This is a genomic window from Caulobacter sp. FV1ye13L (genome assembly GCF_058681155.1).
The window spans coordinates 3,963,969-3,981,556 of the sequence record NZ_CM178732.1 but is presented as its reverse complement, the minus strand read 5'-3'; the positions used below and the strand labels follow the sequence as shown (position 1 = coordinate 3,981,556).

The following is a 17,588-nucleotide window of genomic DNA, read 5'->3' as shown; positions in this document are numbered from 1 at the left end:
AAGGCCTTCGCGACAGGTCCGGCGGTAATTTTAATCCGGCGCGCATCCGTCTGCGCGACGCGTTCGTAGCTGTGTCTGTCCCAGCAACGGACCAGTAACTCCCCGGAGAAGACCCCATGAAGAAGACCATGATGCTCGCCATCGCTGGCGTGCTTGCGATCTCGTGCGGCGGTTCCGCCTTCGCGAAAATGGAACATCATGCCGCAGGGCATGGAAAGACTGTAATGGTCGGCGGCGCCGCCATGTATCCGACCAAGAATATTATCGAGAACGCGGTCAATTCAAAGGACCACACGACCCTGGTCGCCGCCGTCAAGGCCGCCGGTCTGGTCGAGACCCTGTCCAGCCCGGGTCCGTTCACGGTGTTCGCCCCGACCAACGCCGCTTTCGCCAAGCTGCCGGCCGGTACGGTCGAAACCCTGGTCAAGCCCGAGAACAAGGGCACGCTGACCACCATCCTGACCTATCACGTCGTGGCGGGCCGTCTGACGGCGGCTGACATTGAAGCCAAGGCCAAGGCCGGCGGCGGCAAGGCCGTCCTGACCACCGTACAGGGTCAGCCGATCACCGTGGCCAAGGGTCATCACGGCTGGACGATCACCGACGCCAAGGGCGGCGTCTCGAACATCACCATCGCCGATGTTCTGCAGTCCAATGGCGTGATCCACGTCATCGACACCGTGCTGATGCCCTGACCCGCCGGTTCCCGGGCCGCGTCTAAATGCGGTCCGGGGCCGCTACTCCTTGGGCGGCGGGGTCTTTGCGGGGGTCTCGCCCCGGGAGTCTGGAATATACAGGTTGGTGATGCTCCCGGCGATCATGCCACCCGGTTGAAAGCGATCGCCATAGGCCTTGCAGGGGTCTGTCTGGCGGTCGATCTTGCGCGACTTCAGCCCCTTGGGGGTCATGACCTCCGCCGCCACATCGGCAAAGGGTTCGGCGAACTGCAGGGCGTCGCCCATGCGTGACAAGGATGGGTCGTCGGTGCCGACCGCCATGGCGCGCCGCGCCCAGGCGATGGCGGCAATCTGACGATGGTCGCTGGTCGCACGCATCTCCGCCTCGACGCCCAGTCCGCCCAGCGTGCCCGGCGCCCGCAGGCCGATGGGGCCCGGAATGAAGAAGCCCGACGCCGCCGAGGCGGCCGAGGCGATCCGCCCGGTGGGCTCGAACCAGGTGACAGCCGCGCGCACATCGGCGTCCGCCTGTTCCGCAGCGACGATCTCGAACCGCTCGGACAGCTCGAAACACAGTTGCGCATCGACTTCACGCAGAACGACGTGGCGCTCCTCTGGCGTCAGGGGCGAGCGGCTGTCGGCGCCCTCGGACAGGACCGCCGGCGTCAGGGCCACGCGGCGCACGGCGTCCAGGGCGGCCGGATCGCGGAACTGGCGGATTTTTGCCCGGCCGCTCTTTTCCCGAGCCTGAAGGCCCTCATAGCCGCTCAGGAAGCCCGAGCGGTCGGGAGCGGCTGTCGCGCAGGCCCCCAGTGTCAGGGTGAGGCCTGTAATGGCCAGGGCGCGGGTCAATCTGGGGTGCATGATGTTGTGTCCCGCTCAAACGTGGCCTTAGCGAGGCGGTTCGACCGCCCTGTCATCGTGCAGGACCGGCCCGGAGCTTCCGGGTCGGCCCCATCCCTGCGGGATCAGTCGACGCAGATGGCGCCGGTGGTCTTGCCGTCCACGACCCTGGCGTAGCAGCCAAACTGGACGCTGGTCTTCTGGCACTGGCCGGTGACCGACGTCTGCGGCTCCAGATTGCCCTCAAGGATGCAGGCGCCTTCGCACTGGGCCTTGTCGGTGCAGGTCTTGCCGGCGTCGGCATAGGGCGTGACGCAGGTGGGCAACTGCAGCTTGCCGCCCCTCTGGATCACCCCGCCGCGCGCGAGGCAGGCCGCTTCGGAGACCTCGGCCGTCGGTGACGGCGCCGGCGCGGTCGGGGCGCAGGCGGTCAGCAGCGACAGGGCCAGAGCGGCCGTCGCCAGGATCGCGATTTTCATTCTGATGTCCTCAGGCCGCCGCGCCCATGAAGCCCGGCATCCAGGCCTCGTGGGCCGCGCGCAGGGTTTCGAGAGGGATGGAGAACAGGCCCGTGGAGGCGAAGGCGTCGCCGCCGGCCACGCCGGCCAGGCTGGCGCTGACGCCGGCCTCCTTGGCCGCCGCCAGCACCGCATCCGGGTCAGGCGTGGCGATCAGGTAGCGGGCCTGGTCCTCGCCGAACAGATAGGGGTGGGCGTGCAGGCTGATGGAGGCGTTCAGGGTGATCCCGACCTTGCTGGCCAGGGCCACATCAGCCGCCGCGATCAGCAGGCCGCCGTCCGACAGGTCGTGCAGGCCGGCCACCAGGCCGGTGGGGATCAGGTTGCGCACGAAGTCGCCATGCTTGCGCTCGGCGGCCAGGTCGACCGGCGGCGGGGCGCCGTCCTCGCGGCCCAGGATCTCGCGCAGATAGATGGAGGCGCCCAGTTCGCCCTGGGTCTTGCCGATCAGCACCAGGGTGTCGCCCTCGGCCACGTTTCCGAAGCCCATGCGCAGGTCATAGTCTTCCAGCAGGCCCACGGCGCCGACGGTCGGGGTCGGCGGAATGGCGACGCCGTTGGTCTCGTTGTAGAGGCTGACATTGCCGCTCACGACCGGGAAGTCCAGCGCCCGGCAGGCTTCGGCCATGCCGTCGGTGGCGCGGACGATCTGGCCCATGGTCTCGGGCTTTTCGGGGCTGCCGAAGTTCAGGTTGTCGGTGATGGCGATCGGCAGAGAGCCGGCGGCGGTCAGGTTGCGCCAGGCCTCGGCCACGGCCTGCTTGCCGCCCTCATAGGGGTCGTTCTGGACATAGCGCGGGGTGACGTCGCTGGTCACGGCGATGGCCTTGCCCTTGCCGTGGATGCGCACGATGCCGGCGTCGCAGCCGGTGGCGCTGTCTTCCAGGGTGTCGGCCATCACGTGGCGGTCGTACTGTTCCCACAGCCAGCGCTTGGAGGCCATGTCGGGGCAGCCGACGACCTTGAGCACAGCCTGGTTCCAGTCGGTCGGGGCGGGGATGGCGGCCGGGTCGAGGCGCGGATGCAGCGTCGGCTGGACCCAGGGGCGGTCATACAGCGGCGCATCGTCGAAGAGCGGGGCCAGCGGCACGTCGCAGACCAGTTCGCCGTGATGCTTCAGCACCAGACGGCCGGTGTCGGTGGTGTAGCCGATGACGGCGGCGTCCAGGCCCCACTTTTCGAAGATGGCGTGGCCTTCGTGCTCGCGGCCGGGCTTGAGGACCGCCAGCATGCGCTCCTGGCTTTCCGACAGCATCATCTCGTAGGCCGACATGCCGGTTTCGCGCTGGGGGACCATGTCCATGTTCAGCTCGATGCCGACGCCGCCCTTGCCGGCCATCTCGACCGACGACGACGTAAGACCAGCGGCGCCCATGTCCTGAATGGCGGCGACGGCGCCGGTGGCCATCAGTTCAAGGGTCGCCTCGATCAGCAGCTTTTCGGCGAAGGGGTCGCCGACCTGGACGGTGGGGCGCTTCTCTTCGCTGTCCTCGGAGAACTCGGCCGACGACATGGTCGCGCCGTGGATGCCGTCGCGGCCGGTCTTCGAGCCGAAATAGACCACGGCCAGGCCCGCGCCCGGCGCGGCCGAGTAGAAGATCTTGTCGGCGTCGGCCAGGCCCACGCACATGGCGTTGACCAGGATATTGCCGTTGTAGCCGCTGTGGAAATTGGTCTCGCCGGCCACGGTGGGCACGCCCACGCAGTTGCCATAGCCCGCAATGCCGGCGACCACGCCGTCGACCAGACGCTTGGTCTTGGGGTGCGAGGGATCGCCAAAGCGCAGGGCGTTGAGCAGGGCGATCGGCCGAGCGCCCATCGTGAAGACGTCGCGCATGATGCCGCCCACACCCGTCGCCGCGCCCTGATAGGGCTCGATGTACGAGGGGTGGTTGTGGCTCTCCATCTTGAAGATGATCGCGTCGCCGTCGCCGATATCGATGACGCCGGCGTTTTCGCCCGGTCCGCAGATCACGCGCGGGCCGGTGATCGGGAACTTCTTCAGCTGGTTCTTCGAGGATTTGTACGAGCAGTGCTCGCTCCACATCACCGAGAACACGCCCAGCTCGACCAGATTGGGCTCGCGGCCCAGGCGGTCGAGAACGACGGCGTATTCCTCGGCGTTGAGGCCGAACTCACGGGCCGTTTCGGCCATCGACTTGGTGGGGGCGGAGGAGGGGGTGCTCATGAGGGCGCCTTCTAGCGCGACCTCGCAGATTCCGCCACTGGACAGAGCGTTCGAAAGGCTTTCCCGGGCGATCAGTGAGCGGCTTTGTCCGCCGTGGCCTTTGCCGGCTTGCCGGTGGGCTCGCCCATGGCGTCCTTGACCTGAACGCTGACAATGGCGATCCAGCTGTCCATCCGGGCTCCAGCCCCGGTGAACGACTTGGCGTGGATCGCCAGGCCGGCCGTCAGCGCGCCCAGCAGAAACAGCGGAACCACCACCAGGCCAACCAGCGGATTGCCGGGCTTGCGGCGCTTGCGGGCCCAGACGGGGACGCCGCTCACGGGTTCAGGAGTGCTCATCGGTTCTTCCCATCGAGGCCGTCGACGGATTTCGGTGTTCGCGCGAGGGCGCGGCCCTGAAATCGTCGCTTCTTGTTCGAGGCCAGTAAGTGACGCGAGGCGCGCCAGTTTCCAGCGCTCTCCCTCTCAGAGCGAGCTGGGTCGGCTGCGTAAATCCAGATAGGCGACTGTCTGGCTTGAAACCCCGGGGCGAAGCGGGCGAACATGGTTATGCTGGGAAAGCCCACCCCGCCGACAGAGGTTCACCCGCCATGCTCGGACCGACAGCAGAAATTGACCGCCGCAGCCTCGTGGTCGCTCTGCTGGCCACGCCGCTCGGGGCAGCGGCAGCGGGTCCGGTTCAGGTGAGGCTGGCGACCGGACGCGGCGCCATCGTGCTTGAGCTCTATCCCGACAGGGCCCCGATCACCGTCGCCAACTTCCTCGCCTATGCCGACCAGCACCTCCTCGACGGCGGCAGTTTCTATCGCACGGTCGGACCCTGGAACGACCACAACCCGGCGACCATCAGCGTGATCCAGGGCGGGCTGAATCGCGATGACAGCCCATTGCCGGCCATCGCTCATGAAACCACCCGCCAGACAGGCCTGCGCCATACCGACGGGGTAATCTCGATGGCGCGCGACGCGCCGGGCACGGCGGGGGCGGAGTTCTTCATCTGCATCGGCGACAATCCAGCCCTGGATTTCGGCGGCGCCCGCAACCCCGATGGCCAGGGCTTCGCGGCGTTCGGGCGGGTGGTCGAGGGCATGGATGTGGTCCGGGCCATCCACAAGGCGCCGGCCGTCAGCAGCGTGGACGATCCCTATCTGAAGGGGCAGATGATCGAGAAGCCCGTGAAGATCCAGCAGCTGCGTCGCGACGGAGTCGGCGGCGGCTAGAACGGATGCGGACGGCGAATGTCCATCGCGCGGCCTTGCTGGCACACACCGCGATATCGACCCGCGCCCGCGATATCGACCCGGCCCGTGGCCCGGTTTACCGTCACGCGCTGGGTGTTGCTGGCGTTCAGCTGATAGGCGCCCGTGATGATGTCGCCCTGCTGGCTGACGTCCTTCAGGCGCCACCAGCCGTCCCGACCGCCGGTATTCACGCCCGGGATCATGCGCTCGCCCAGGTGGATGCGTCCGCGCGTGCTGTTGATGTCGATCTCTATCGTGGCGGGCCGACGATAGGCGGCCCAACGATCTTGCAGCGCTGATCGAACTTCGCGTCGCGTGGCGTCCTCCGCGAAGAACCGGTCATCGCGCGCGCCTTGGCAGACCAGTTTCAGATCAACAGGGGCCGGGGAGGCGGAAGCCATTGTCGCGGCTGCGGCCAATATCGGAACAAGCATCAGCATGGATCAACTCTCACGCCTGTGATGGAGCTGATCGAAGTGGGACACATGCTGAGGCGAGTGTAAAGTTGGAATGCAATCCTTGGAATAATGCGCTCAGCCAAGACGACGGGCGGCGCGACCGCTGACGCGACACCCCGCTACCGCCAAGTGCAGGGCCGGCGATCGTTCGCCGGCCCTTTTACTGAGCCGTCGCTACTTCTCCACCACCGGCAGCTCGATGAAGCTGGCCGTATCCCCGGCGTGGAACACTCGCTGGGTCGCCTTCACATAGTCAGCCGGCTTGGCCAGCAGGATGTTGGGCACGAAGGTCTGCGGGTTGCGGTCATAGAGCGGGAACCAGCTGGACTGCACCTGCACCATGATCCTGTGGCCCGGCTTGAAGGTGTGGTTCGCGGTCGGCAGGATGAACTGGTACTTCAAAGGCGTGTTCGCCTTGATCGCCTTGGGATCGCTGAAGCTCTCGCGATAGCGGCCACGGAAGATGTCCATGCCCACGGCCAGCTGGTAGCCGCCCAGTTCGGGCTGGCTGGGAACCTCGTCGGGATAGACATCGATCAGCTTGACCACCCAGTCGCTGTCGGTGCCGCTGGTCGAGGCCATCAGATTGACCTTGGGCACCCCGGCGATGGTCACGGGCTTGTCCAGCGGCTCGGTCGTGTAGGTCAGCACATCCGTGCGATCGGCGAAGGCGCGCTGATCGGTAACCAGCCATGATTTCCACCGATCGCCGTCCGCGAAGCGCACGGGGCGGGGCAGGTAGGGCACCGGCTTGGCCGGATCGGAGACATATTCGTCAAAGGCCGCCGCGCCCTTGGCCGCCGCCGGGGCGGTGAAGGACAGGCCGCCGTTCGGCGCCAGGTACAGCGGCTTGGACCTGGACTGACAGTTGCTCTCACAGGCCAGCGGCCAGCTCTTGAACCTGTCCCAGTGATTGGCGCCGGTGTTGTAGATCAGCACCGGTGGCGTGTCGGCCTTGGGCGCGCCGTCCTTCAGGTACTGGTCGAAAAATGGCTTGAGCGTGTCGCGGCGGAACTGCAGGGCGGTGTCGCCGTCCCACTTGAACGGGCCCAGGTTGTAGCCCTCGTAATTGACCTGGCTGTGCCGCCAGGGGCCCAGGACCAGGTAACTCTTGTCGTTGGCCGTATCCTTGGGCTCGGTGGCGGCATAGGCGTGGACGCCGCCCCACATGTCTTCCTGGTCCCACAGGCCCTGGATCCACATGACCGGCACGTTCAGCGGGGTCTTGGCCATGGTCTTGTCGAGGGCCTGCTCGCTCCAGAAGGGCGTGTAGGCCGTGTTCTCGACCATCTTCTTCCACCAGGGCAGGCCCTCCAGGCCGTTCAGCCTGGCGTAGTCGCCGGCCGAACCGGCGCGGCGGAAGTTTTCATAGTCGTCATAGCCCGGACGGACCACATCGTCGGCCGCGCCGCGCGCGGTGGTCTGGCTGGCGAAGAAGTCGAAATTGGGCTGACGGAACGCGCCGTGGTGGAACCAGTCGTCGCCCATCCAGCCATCGATCATCGGGCTCATCGGGGCGGCGACCTTGAGGGCCGGGTGCGGATTGACCAGGGCCATCACCACCGTGAAGCCCTCATAGGAACTGCCCAGCATGCCGACCTTGCCGTTGGTCTCGGGCACGTTCTTCACCAGCCAGTCGATGGTGTCATAGGCGTCGGTCGAGTGGTCGACCTCGGAGGAATTCAGCGGCCCCTTCAGCGGCCGCGTCATCACATAGTCGCCCTCCGAGCCGTACTTGCCGCGCACATCCTGGAAGACGCGGATATAGCCGCCGTCGGCCACGAACGGCTCGTCGCCCTGGGGCAGGGTCGAGATCATGCGCGGGCTTTCGTTGCGCGTGGCCCGCTTGGCGGCGTTGTAGGGCGTGCGCGTCATCATGATCGGCAGGCCTTTGCCGCCCTTGGGGATCACGATGACGGTGTAGAGCTTGGTCCCGTCGCGCATGGGGACCATCACCACGCGCTTGTCGTAGTCGAAGCCGACCTTGGCGGCGACGTACTTGCCGTCGATGTCCGGCGTCATCGCTGCAGCTTGGGCCGCAGTCTGGGCGTGGGCGGCGGCGGCGGCGAAGACCGTCAGGGCGGCGGCGGCCAGCAGGCCGGCGCGCAGGGACAAGGCAAGACTCATGATCAGAACTCCCTAGGGTGGCAGCACCCTAGGAGCGCTCGGCGCCGGGCGCTACGCCCGAGATCTGGCTTGACCCCGCGGCTGCCCGCCTATTTGGCCTTCACCACCGGCAGTTCAACGAAGCTGGCCTTGTCCGCCGCGTGGAACACCGTCTGCGTCGCCTTCACATAGTCGGACGGCTTGGCCAGGAAGATGTTGGGCGTGAAGGTCTGCGGGTTGCGGTCATACAGCGGGAACCAGCTGGACTGGACCTGCACCATGATCCGGTGGCCCGGCAGGAACACGTGGTTGGTGGTGGGCAGGGCGAAGCGATAGGTCAGGGGCGCGTTGGCCTTGATCGGCTTTGCCGTCTCGAAGCCCTCGCGATAGCGGCCGCGCAGGATGTCCATCGACACCGGCAACTGATAGCCGCCCATCTCGGGGGTGGCTGCGACTTCATCAGGATAGACGTCGATCAGCTTGACCACGAAGTCGCCGTCTGTGCCCGTCGTGGCGGCCACCAGATTGACCGTCGGCTCGCCGCTGATCTTCACCGGCGCCGTCAGGACCTCGGTCGTATAGGTCAGCACGTCGGTGCGGCCCGAGGCCTCGCGCTGGTCGTCGACCAGCCACTGGGTCCAGGTCAGGGGCGGCTCATAGCCGGTCGGCTGGCTGGGACGGGCCCGATAGGGCACGGGCTTGGCGGGATCGGAGACATAGCTGTCGCTGGCGGCCTCGCCGGTCTTGGGCGCGGCGAAGCCCGCCTTGCCGCCGGCCTGCAGATAGAGCGGCGTGGCGGTCGTCGCGCAGCCCTTGGCGCAGCCCGAGGGCCAGGCGTCCAGCTTGCGCCAGCGGTTGGTTCCGGTCTCGAAGGCGGTGACGGGCGCCACGTCCATGGGCGGGGCGTCGTCCTTCAGATAGTGGGCCAGGAAGGGGGCCAGCACGTCCTGGCGAAATTGCAGGCCGGTGTCGGCGTTGAACTTGATGGCGCCCAGGCTTGAGGCTTCGTGGATCTGCTGGCCATGGTTCCAGGGGCCCATCACCAGGAACACCTTGTCGTTGCCCACGTCCTTGGGCTCGAGGACCTTGTAGACCGCCGGCGCGCCGTAGATGTCCTCCTGGTCCCAAAGGCCGTGTACCAGCATCACCGGCACCTTCAGCGGCTCCCTGGCCAGAAGTTTGTCGACGGCCTGGCCGCTCCAGAAGGCGTCATAGGCCGGATGGGCCAGAAGCTTCTCCCAGAAGCCGATCTGCTGCAGGCCCATCTGGCGGCCCAGCTCGCCGACCGATCCGGCCCGCATATAGAGGTCGTAGTCGTCATGGACGCCGGAGTTCCAGCGCTCCTCGTTCTTCCGCGTGCCGACCTGCTCGTACATGTAGGGCATGTTCTGCTGGCGGAAGGCGCCGTTGTGGAACCAGTCGTCGCCCTTCCAGCCGTCGACCATCGGGTTCATCGGCACGGCCACCTTCAGGGCGGGGTGCGGGTTGAACAGGGCCTGCAGGGTGGTGAAGCCGTCATAGGAAATACCCAGAATCCCGACCTTGCCGTTGGTCTCGGGGGTGTTCTTGATCAGCCAGTCGATGGTGTCCCAGGTGTCGGTGGCGTGGTCGACCTCGGTGGGGTTGAGCGGGCCCTTCAGGGGCCGGTTCATCACATAGTCGCCTTCCGAGCCATACTTGCCGCGCACGTCCTGGACGACGCGGATATAGCCGCCCTCGATCACGACATCGACCGGATGATCATAGCCGTCGATGGCGTTGGCCATGCTGACGCCGGGGGTGATCGCGGTCATCGCCGAGGCGTCATAGGGCGTTCGGGTCAGCAGGATCGCGGCGTGGCTGGCCCCCTTGGGCACCAGGATGACGGTGTGCAGCTTCACGCCATCCCGCATGGGGATCATCACCTCGCGCCGTTCATAGTTCAGGCGGTCGAGATTGGGCTTGAAGACGGCGGGGGTTTCGCTGGCCAGGCCGGGCGCTGGCGCTTGCTGACGCGAGAAGGCTGGACCGGCCAGCAGCAAGCTCGCCGCGACCAGCGTCAAAACAGTTTTCATCAGACATCCCCCGAGCCCTATAGGCGCGGGCAGGATGACACCTGTTTTCTGCGATCGCCAAGATGCGATCGCGGAGAGCTTCAGGCGCTGGCGAACACGCTGCGGAACAGGATCGCGCCGTCTTCCGAGCCCAGGTCGGCGTCGAATGACCGGTCGGGGTGGGGCATCAGGCCCAGGACGTTGCCCTTGGCGTTGACGATGCCGGCGATATCGCGGGCCGAGCCGTTGGGATTGTCCTTGTAGCGGAAGACCACCTGGCCTTCGCCCTCGAGCCGGTCCAACGTCTCTTCGTCGGCGAAGAAGTTGCCCTCGCCATTGCCGACGGTCATCACCGCCTCGCGCTGCTCGCCGAACTCGGCGGTGAAGCGGGTCTGGCTGTTGACGATCTCCAGCTCGACCGGCTTGCAGATATATTTCAGCTTCTCGTTGCGCAGCAGGGCGCCGGGCAGCAGGCCAGCCTCGCACAGCACCTGGAAGCCATTGCAGATGCCGACCACGGCCATGCCGTCATCAGCGGCCTTGACGACCGCCTTCATGACCGGGCTTTGAGCCGCCATCGCGCCGCAGCGCAGATAGTCGCCATAGGAGAAACCGCCGGGCAGAACGACCAGGTCGAGGTCGTCGGGCAGGGAGGTTTCCTGGTGCCAGACCATCTCGACGCGGGCTCCGGCGGAGCGCTCGATGGCGACCTTGCAATCGCGGTCGCAGTTGGACCCTGGGAAGACGATGACGGCGGCTTTCATGGCGCGGGCCTGTAGCACCGTTCGCGCCGCCTGTCAGCGCATCCTTCGCCAGAAACGCCGCAAGATCGGACGCGGGTCAGGCTTCGTTTTTCGACAGGACGCCGGTCGCCGACACCTTGCGTAGGCCTGCCTTGCTCAGCGGCACAGTCGCGGGCCAGCGGGCGCCCAGAAGGCGATCCTTGGCGATGCGCGTGATGCAGACGCTGTCGGCCTGATTGCCGCCGAGCACGTGATAGGCCTTGGAGTCCTCGCCGACATACAGGGCCACATGGCCCTGCCACCCCTCCCGGCTTCCGCGCCAGAACACCATCACCGCGCCCGGGCGTGGGGTGCAGGGGCCGCCGAACTTCATCCAGTTGCGCGCGCCCAGCGGATTGTTGGGCAGGGGTTCGGTGGTCAGGGTGGCGCCGATGCAATGGGCGATGAACAGCCCGCACCAGGGAATGTCGTCGGAGTCATAGTCGATGCCCAGCTTGTCGGCCCAGTCGAGGAGCGTGGCGTTCGAGCCCGGGCCCGCAGTCTCGCGCAGGCCCATCAGGCGACGGGCTTCCTGGAACCAGACGAGGGTGACGTCCTCCAGGCTGTCCTTTTCGGACTTGGCGTCGGGCAGCAGGGCCTTGGCGGTCTTGGGTCCGACGACGCCGTCGGCCAGCAGGCCCTTGCTGGTCTGAAAGGCGCGCACCGCCGCCGCCGTGCGGCGACCCCAGGCTCCGTCCAGGGCGCCGGGGTCAAATCCCTTGGCGGCCAGAGCCTTTTGAATGTCCAGAATGGTCATACGAGCCCCCCAGCGAACAGTGTTCGATGTAATGTGCTCGTTCAGCGTGTGTAAGTCGAGTCCCTGACGCAGTGGGTCCCGGGCGGCGCGCGGCGCTTTATACCAACGGCCGTTGATCCTGACCTCAGAGGGTCCAAATCTGAAAATACGCCGTCACCCCGGGACTTGTTCCCGGGGCCCATGGGTCAGCTTCCTCGTGAGAGTTCTATTCTGCGCCGCACCTGCGGTTGCACAATGGGCCCCGGGAACAAGTCCCGGGGTGACGAGGATATAGAGCGCGAGGAGTCGAGCTCAGCGGCGCTTGGTATTAGGCGCCGCATTCGCCCTTCCTGGCGCGGCCGGGAAGGGACTTGGGCCAAAAACGTCAGAGTTCGATCATGTCGAAGTCCGACTTGGGCGTGCCGCACAGCGGGCAGATCCAGTGGGCGGGCAGATCCGCCCACCGGGTCCCCGGCGCCAGGCCTTCGCCCGGATCGCCCTCGGCCTCGTCATAGATGTAGCCGCAGGTTCGGCACTGCCAGACCTTGAAGGGCTCGCTCATGATCGCCTCAGTGCATCTTGAAGCGGATCGGCACCGCCTTGGGGCCGCAGACGAAATTGGCGGTCATCCGGGTGGGCTGACCATCCAGCTCGACGCTGTCGACGCGGGCCAGCAGCTCTTCCCACAGCACGCGCATCTCCATCCGCGCCAGGTGCTGGCCCAGGCACACATGGGCGCCGTAGCCGAAGGCCACGTGCTTGTTGGGCGTGCGGTCGATGCGGAAGCTGAAGGGGTCCTCGAACACCGACTCGTCGCGGTTGCCCGACGGGTAGGACAGCATCAGCCAGTCGCCCTTGGCGATCTTGCGGCCGGCCAGTTCGGCGTCGGCGGTGGCGGTGCGCATGAAATGCTTCACCGGCGTCACCCAGCGGATCGACTCCTCGACCAGGCCCGGGATCAGGCTGGGATCATTCTTGATGCGGGCGAACTGGTCGGGGTTCTCGGCCAGGGCCCACATGGCGCCGGCGGTGGTCGAGGAGGTGGTGTCGTGCCCCGCCGTGGCGGCGATGATGTAGTAGCTCATCGCTTCCAGGTGGCCCATCGGCTCGCCATTGACCTTGCCATTGGCGATGATGCTGGCCAGATCCTCGCGCGGATTGGCCCGACGATCCTCGGTCATCGCGTTGAAATACATCATGAAGTCCATGATCACCGACTGCAGGCTGTCGATGCCCTCGTTGACGTCGGTCGCGACCTTGCCGTCGCGGTTCAGATCGGGGTCGGCGCTGCCGAACAGCTCCTGCGTCAGTTTCAGCATGCGCGGCTCGTCGGCCTCGGGCACGCCCAGAACCTCCATGATCACGTGCAGCGGATAGAGGAAGGCCACGTCGCGGGCGAAGTCGCAGCGATCGCCCTGGGCGGCCATGCGGTCGATGAAGCTACGGGCGATCTCGCGGATCCGCGCTTCCAGCGATCGCAGGTTCTGCGGCAGCAGCGAGCCCTGGGTCACGCGGCGGTAGGCGAAGTGGTCGGGATTATCCATCTGGACCAGCGAACGGACCAGGTGCGGCGAGCCGCCCATCATGGCGCGCACCTTCTGGTCGGCCTCAATGGTGGTGACGATCGTCGCGCGGTCGCCGTTGTGGAACAGCTCGTTCTGGCGCTCGACCTCCAGGATGTCGGCATGGCGGGTGACCACCCAGAAGGGGTCGAAGCCGTCGGGCTGGGCCACCTCCAGGGGGCTCTCGCGACGCAGCCGCGCGAAGGCCTGGTCGATGCGGTCGCCGTCGGCATAGGCCTTTGGGTCGACGATGGTGTTTGCGATATCAACGGGAATGGTCATGCGCGAACTCCTGGAACCTCCGGGAGCGGCTCTGTGGCCGCCTTTGTATTTGCTAGTTGTCCAACAAATAAATAACCTCCGCAAGATGACATCCGCCCTTAAGGTTCCGCTTGTTCGCCGCAGCCAGTCCGATCGGCGCCAGCAGTCGGAGAGCGAGCTGCTGCGCGCGGCGGCCGAGCTGATCCTGGAACGCGGCATGGCGGCCGCCACCTTCGAGAACATCGGGGCGAGGGCGGGCTACAGCCGCGGGCTGGCGACCCAGAAGTTCGGGTCCAAGCAGGGGCTGATCGAGGCGCTGATCGTCAGGCTTCAGGTGCGGCTGCAGGATCTGCTGGCCGACCACCAGCTGGACTGCGCCAACGGCCTGGAAGCGATCCTAGGGTTCGTGGACATCTACCTGCGCAACCTGGCGGAGGACGGCGAGATGCGCGCCTATTTCGTGCTGATGGCCGGGGCGGTGGCCGAGGTCTCGGATCTGCGCGGACCGTTCGCCGCCGTGCACAAGGAAGTCGAGACCCGTCTGGAGGCCATGTTCCTGAGGGGGCAGGCCGAAGGCGTGATCCGCGAGGGGCTGAACGCCGACGCGGCCGCCCTGATGGTCGGCGCCCTGCTGCTGGGGCTCAGCACCCAGATGCTGGTAGATCCCGGCCTCGATCTGGAACCGATCCGGGAAACCAGCTTGGCGACCCTCAGGGTCAGCTTCAGCGCCTGAGGCGCTGAAGGCTAGTCGAGCGAGATCGCGTAGCTTTCGATCACGGTATTGGCGAGCAGCTTGTCGCACATCGCCTTGACCTCGGCCTTGGCCTTCTCGGCGTCGCCGTCGGCCACGTCGAACTCGATGGTGCGACCGACGCGGACGTTCTGAACGTCAGTCCAGCCCAGACCATGCAGGGCGTTCTCGACCGCCTTGCCCTGAACGTCGAGGACGCCGGGCTTGAGGAACACTTGGACCTTGGCTTTCATCAAGTTCGACCTTCTTCGACCCTCTCCCATAGGGAGAGGGAGGGGCCCATGCGGAGCATGGGAGGGTGAGGGGTTACGGGGTCAACCGGAGAGGGTTTAACCCCTCATCCTCCCACGCCTGCGGCGCGGGCCCCTCCTTCTCCCTCTGGGAGAAGGTTCCAATAGGCTAATGCATGCCGCCCTGAATGACGGTGGGCATTTCCTTCATGATACCCAGGCGGCGGGCCACCTCGGTATAGCTCTCGATGACATTGCCCAGATCGCGACGGAAGCGGTCCTTGTCCAGCTTCTCGTTGGTCTGGCTGTCCCACAGGCGGCAGCTGTCGGGGCTGATTTCGTCAGCCAGGATCACGCGGCTGAAATCGCCTTCGTAGATGCGGCCAAACTCGATCTTGAAGTCGACCAGCGTGATGCCGACGCCGCTGAACAGGCCCGACAGATAGTCGTTCACCCGCAGGGCCATGGCCATCATGTCGTCGATCTCCTGGGTGGCCGCCCAGTTGAACGCCGTGATGTGCTCTTCCGACACCATCGGGTCGTTGAGCTTGTCGTCCTTGTAGTAGAACTCGATGATCGAGCGCGGCAGGGCCTGGCCCTCGGGCAGGCCCAGGCGCGTGGCGATCGAGCCGGCGGCGATGTTGCGCACCACCACCTCGAGCGGGATGATCTCGACTTCCTTGATCAACTGCTCGCGCAGGTTCAGGCGGCGGATGAAGTGGTTCTGCACGCCGATGCCGTTCAGGCGAGTCATGACGTACTCGCTGATCCGGTTGTTGATCACGCCCTTGCCTTCCAGCTGGGCCTTCTTCTCGCCGTTGAACGCCGTGGCGTCATCCTTGAAGTACTGGATCAGCGTACCGGGCTCGGGGCCCTCGTACAGGATCTTCGCCTTGCCTTCGTAGATCTTCTTGCGGCGGGTCGTCATGGCTCTCGTCGAGGCCCTTCATGGATGCGAAGCGCGCCCCCTGATCCGGGGGTGTCCGAAGAAACGAAAAGCGCGCGCGGCCGGATAGCTGCGCGCGGCGTTCGACTCAAGGCCGCTCACTGAAAATGTCAGGTGGAACTTATCTGAATGAGGGCGGGCGCGCAAACCTGGGGGGTCAGCTTCCGTTCAGGTCTTTGGGCGTAAAGCGAAGGCTGCGGCGTATCCGCCGATTGCGAGTTGGCCCGTCACGGGATAGACAGCCGCCTTAGACGCATTTGGGGCCTTCATGACCACTTTCGACGATCGCGAACAGGGTTTCGAACGCAAGTTCGTTCTGGACCAGGACCTCGAGTTCAAGGCGACCGCGCGCCGCAACCGCCTGCTGGGCGAATGGGCCGCTGGCCTGATGGGCCTCGCCACGGTCGAGGAATATGCACGCGCCGTCGTGAAGTCGGACTTCGAACAGCCCGGCGACGAGGATGTGCTGCGCAAGGTTTCGGGCGATCTCAAGGGCTCGGGCGTCTCGGTGTCCGAGAGCGAAGTGCGCATGAAGATGGACGAGCTGCTGGCCCAGGCCCGCGAGCAGATCAAGACGGGCGCCTGAAATCAGCGCCGGTCTAGGCCGAACGAACAAGGGTCGCCCGTCGGGGCGGCCCTTTTCTTTGCCTTCCATGCGGCCGGCAGGGCGTGACGCCGGACGTGGAAGCCCGGCGCCGTTTCCGATCCGACAGACGTTTCACGCCGCGCGGAGACCCTAGGCGTTCTTGCCGCCGTTGAGGGCGAAGGCTTCCTCAGGGGACAGCACCAGCTTCTTGCGACCGACGGCGGCGAAATAGGCGATGCCGATCGCGAACCAGATCGCCACGCCGATGACGCCGGTCCGATAGATTGGATCTTTCAGCTGATAGACGATGGTGACCAGCGAGATGATCACCGTCAGGGCCGCGCCGGTGACGCCGAACCGGCTCTTGTAGGGCCGTTCCATGTCCGGGAATTTCCGGCGCAGCAGGATGAACGATGCGCCCTGTGCGACGTAGGACAGCATGGCCCCGAACACCGCCATGTTCAGCAGCGTGCCGCCGATCGCCGCGGCGCCCTTTTCGGCGCCCAGGCTGAACCACACCACCAGCATGACCAGCAGGCCGGCCAGCGAACCGGCGATCAGGGCGAGCTCTGGCGTCTTGCGCTCGCCATGGGTCACCGACAGGGCGCGCGGGAAGTAGCCGGCCCGCGACAGCGAATAGATCTGGCGGCCATAGGCGAAGATGATGGCGTGGAAGCTGGCGATCAGCCCTGCTACCGCCACCGCCGCCAGCACCTTGGCCAGGGCTCCGCCGCCATAGATGGCGCGGAAGCCGTCGAGGATCGGCTCGCCGGACTTGGACAGGGCGAAGGTCCCGGCGGGAATCGACGAATTCAGCCACAGCACCAGCAGGGCCGAGACGATCAGGGTCAGCATGCCCAGGATGATGCCCTTGGGCAGATCCCGCGCCGGCGTGTGGGATTCCTCGGCCGCCAGGGGCAGCTGCTCGATGGCCAGGAACAGCCAGACCGCGAAGGGCAGCTGGGCCAGCGCCCCGCCGATCCCGGCCGGCAGGAACGGTCCGTGGCCCTCGGGCAGCTCGGCCCCGCCAGGGCCGACATTGAGGGCGTATCGCATGAAGTCGGCATGGGGCAGGGCGCTGATCCAGAACACCACCAGGCAGGCCAGGGCCAGCAGGGTGACGAACACCGTGAAGCGGAACGACATCGCCACGCCGCCGGCGTTCAGGCCGACAAACACGATATAGGCCCCCACCCAGTAGAGCGGCTGCGCCCAGGGCGGCGTCTCGAAGATGCCGCCCAGATAGCTGCCGATGAAGAAGCAGACCACGGCGGCGGTCAGCACATATTCGACGTTCTCGCACAGGCCGGTGATGAAGCCACCCCAGGGGCCCATCGCGGCGCGGGCGAAGGAATAGGCTCCGCCCGTGTGCGGCTGGGCTGCCGCCATTTCGGCGATCGAGAAGGTCAGGCCCAGATACATGACGGTGATGATCAGGGTGGCCACCAGCATGCCGCCCCAGCCGCCGACGCCCATGCCGAGATTCCAGCCCGAGAACTGGCCCGAGATCACCGCCCCGACGCCCAGCGCCCACAGCGAGAAGACGCCCGCATAGCGCTTGAGGCCGCGCTTGTCGAAATAGGCCGCATCGACCTTTTCGTAGCTGACGCCGCCGCCGGCTGATGGTTCGCTCATCATGGTTCCCCTGTCCCGGACTATCCCCGTGACCAG

18 protein-coding genes are annotated in these 17,588 nt (G+C 66.2%); 4 read left to right on the top strand and 14 right to left on the bottom strand.

The window, feature by feature from the left end; genetic code table 11:
- The first annotated feature begins 116 nt into the window (after positions 1-116).
- The gene (locus tag ACW176_RS19275; protein WP_492110276.1) at positions 117-695 is read left to right on the top strand and encodes a fasciclin domain-containing protein; all 579 of its coding nucleotides are present in this window, start codon (positions 117-119) and stop codon (positions 693-695) included.
- Between the two features lie 42 nt (positions 696-737).
- Here ACW176_RS19275 and ACW176_RS19270 read toward each other — a convergent pair whose 3' ends face one another.
- From ACW176_RS19270 to ACW176_RS19255, 4 genes are all read right to left on the bottom strand, one after another.
- On the bottom strand, positions 738-1,541 hold the full coding sequence (locus ACW176_RS19270) for a DUF3313 family protein (RefSeq protein WP_492110275.1): 804 nt from the start codon (positions 1,539-1,541) through the stop codon (positions 738-740).
- 104 nt (positions 1,542-1,645) lie between these two features.
- Complete coding sequence (locus tag ACW176_RS19265; RefSeq protein WP_492110274.1) at positions 1,646-1,999, bottom strand: hypothetical protein; 354 nt, start codon at positions 1,997-1,999, stop codon at positions 1,646-1,648.
- Between the two features lie 10 nt (positions 2,000-2,009).
- Positions 2,010-4,226, bottom strand: coding sequence for a phosphoribosylformylglycinamidine synthase subunit PurL (gene purL, locus ACW176_RS19260; RefSeq protein WP_492110273.1), 2,217 nt, complete (start codon positions 4,224-4,226; stop codon positions 2,010-2,012).
- A 71-nt stretch (positions 4,227-4,297) separates the two neighbouring features.
- Entirely contained in the window at positions 4,298-4,564 is a 267-nt protein-coding gene (locus ACW176_RS19255; RefSeq protein WP_419320874.1) for a hypothetical protein, read from the bottom strand.
- A 251-nt stretch (positions 4,565-4,815) separates the two neighbouring features.
- On the opposite strand from ACW176_RS19255, the gene ACW176_RS19250 reads away from it, so the two are divergent.
- The gene (locus ACW176_RS19250; protein WP_492110272.1) at positions 4,816-5,445 is read left to right on the top strand and encodes a peptidylprolyl isomerase; all 630 of its coding nucleotides are present in this window, start codon (positions 4,816-4,818) and stop codon (positions 5,443-5,445) included.
- Here ACW176_RS19250 and ACW176_RS19245 read toward each other — a convergent pair.
- From ACW176_RS19245 to ACW176_RS19215, 7 genes are all read right to left on the bottom strand, one after another.
- Entirely contained in the window at positions 5,442-5,906 is a 465-nt protein-coding gene (locus ACW176_RS19245; protein ID WP_492056908.1) for a hypothetical protein, read from the bottom strand. The two genes, ACW176_RS19250 and ACW176_RS19245, sit on opposite strands and share 4 nt — an antisense overlap.
- A 192-nt stretch (positions 5,907-6,098) precedes the next feature.
- The gene (locus tag ACW176_RS19240) at positions 6,099-8,051 is read right to left on the bottom strand and encodes a CocE/NonD family hydrolase (RefSeq protein WP_492110271.1); all 1,953 of its coding nucleotides are present in this window, start codon (positions 8,049-8,051) and stop codon (positions 6,099-6,101) included.
- An 89-nt stretch (positions 8,052-8,140) separates the two neighbouring features.
- Positions 8,141-10,084 carry a CocE/NonD family hydrolase gene (locus ACW176_RS19235; protein ID WP_492110270.1) on the bottom strand — a complete coding sequence of 648 codons (1,944 nt, stop codon included), beginning with the start codon at positions 10,082-10,084 and terminating at the stop codon, positions 8,141-8,143.
- Positions 10,085-10,164: 80 nt separating this feature from the next.
- Positions 10,165-10,827: a phosphoribosylformylglycinamidine synthase subunit PurQ gene (gene purQ / locus ACW176_RS19230; protein WP_419320879.1), complete on the bottom strand. Its 663-nt coding sequence runs from the start codon at positions 10,825-10,827 to the stop codon at positions 10,165-10,167.
- A 76-nt stretch (positions 10,828-10,903) separates the two neighbouring features.
- Positions 10,904-11,602: an NlpC/P60 family protein gene (locus ACW176_RS19225; RefSeq protein ID WP_492110269.1), complete on the bottom strand. Its 699-nt coding sequence runs from the start codon at positions 11,600-11,602 to the stop codon at positions 10,904-10,906.
- A 364-nt stretch (positions 11,603-11,966) separates the two neighbouring features.
- Complete coding sequence (locus tag ACW176_RS19220) at positions 11,967-12,146, bottom strand: rubredoxin (protein WP_419321430.1); 180 nt, start codon at positions 12,144-12,146, stop codon at positions 11,967-11,969.
- A gap of 4 nt (positions 12,147-12,150) precedes the next feature.
- Entirely contained in the window at positions 12,151-13,425 is a 1,275-nt protein-coding gene (locus tag ACW176_RS19215; RefSeq protein ID WP_492110268.1) for a cytochrome P450, read from the bottom strand.
- An 85-nt stretch (positions 13,426-13,510) separates the two neighbouring features.
- On the opposite strand from ACW176_RS19215, the gene ACW176_RS19210 reads away from it, so the two are divergent.
- Positions 13,511-14,137, top strand: coding sequence for a TetR/AcrR family transcriptional regulator (locus ACW176_RS19210; RefSeq protein WP_419320881.1), 627 nt, complete (start codon positions 13,511-13,513; stop codon positions 14,135-14,137).
- An 11-nt stretch (positions 14,138-14,148) separates the two neighbouring features.
- Here ACW176_RS19210 and purS read toward each other — a convergent pair whose 3' ends face one another.
- Both purS and purC read right to left on the bottom strand, forming a co-directional pair.
- Positions 14,149-14,388: a phosphoribosylformylglycinamidine synthase subunit PurS gene (gene purS, locus ACW176_RS19205; protein WP_419320882.1), complete on the bottom strand. Its 240-nt coding sequence runs from the start codon at positions 14,386-14,388 to the stop codon at positions 14,149-14,151.
- A 166-nt stretch (positions 14,389-14,554) separates the two neighbouring features.
- Positions 14,555-15,313, bottom strand: a complete 759-nt coding sequence (purC, locus tag ACW176_RS19200) for a phosphoribosylaminoimidazolesuccinocarboxamide synthase (RefSeq protein ID WP_419251917.1) — start codon at positions 15,311-15,313, stop codon at positions 14,555-14,557.
- A 286-nt stretch (positions 15,314-15,599) separates the two neighbouring features.
- Between purC and ACW176_RS19195 the strand changes: the two genes are divergently transcribed.
- On the top strand, positions 15,600-15,917 hold the full coding sequence (locus ACW176_RS19195) for a DUF1476 domain-containing protein (RefSeq protein ID WP_419320883.1): 318 nt from the start codon (positions 15,600-15,602) through the stop codon (positions 15,915-15,917).
- A gap of 150 nt (positions 15,918-16,067) precedes the next feature.
- On the opposite strand, the gene ACW176_RS19190 is transcribed toward ACW176_RS19195, so the two are convergent.
- Complete coding sequence (locus ACW176_RS19190) at positions 16,068-17,552, bottom strand: amino acid permease (RefSeq protein WP_492110267.1); 1,485 nt, start codon at positions 17,550-17,552, stop codon at positions 16,068-16,070.
- Positions 17,553-17,588: the final 36 nt, after the last annotated feature.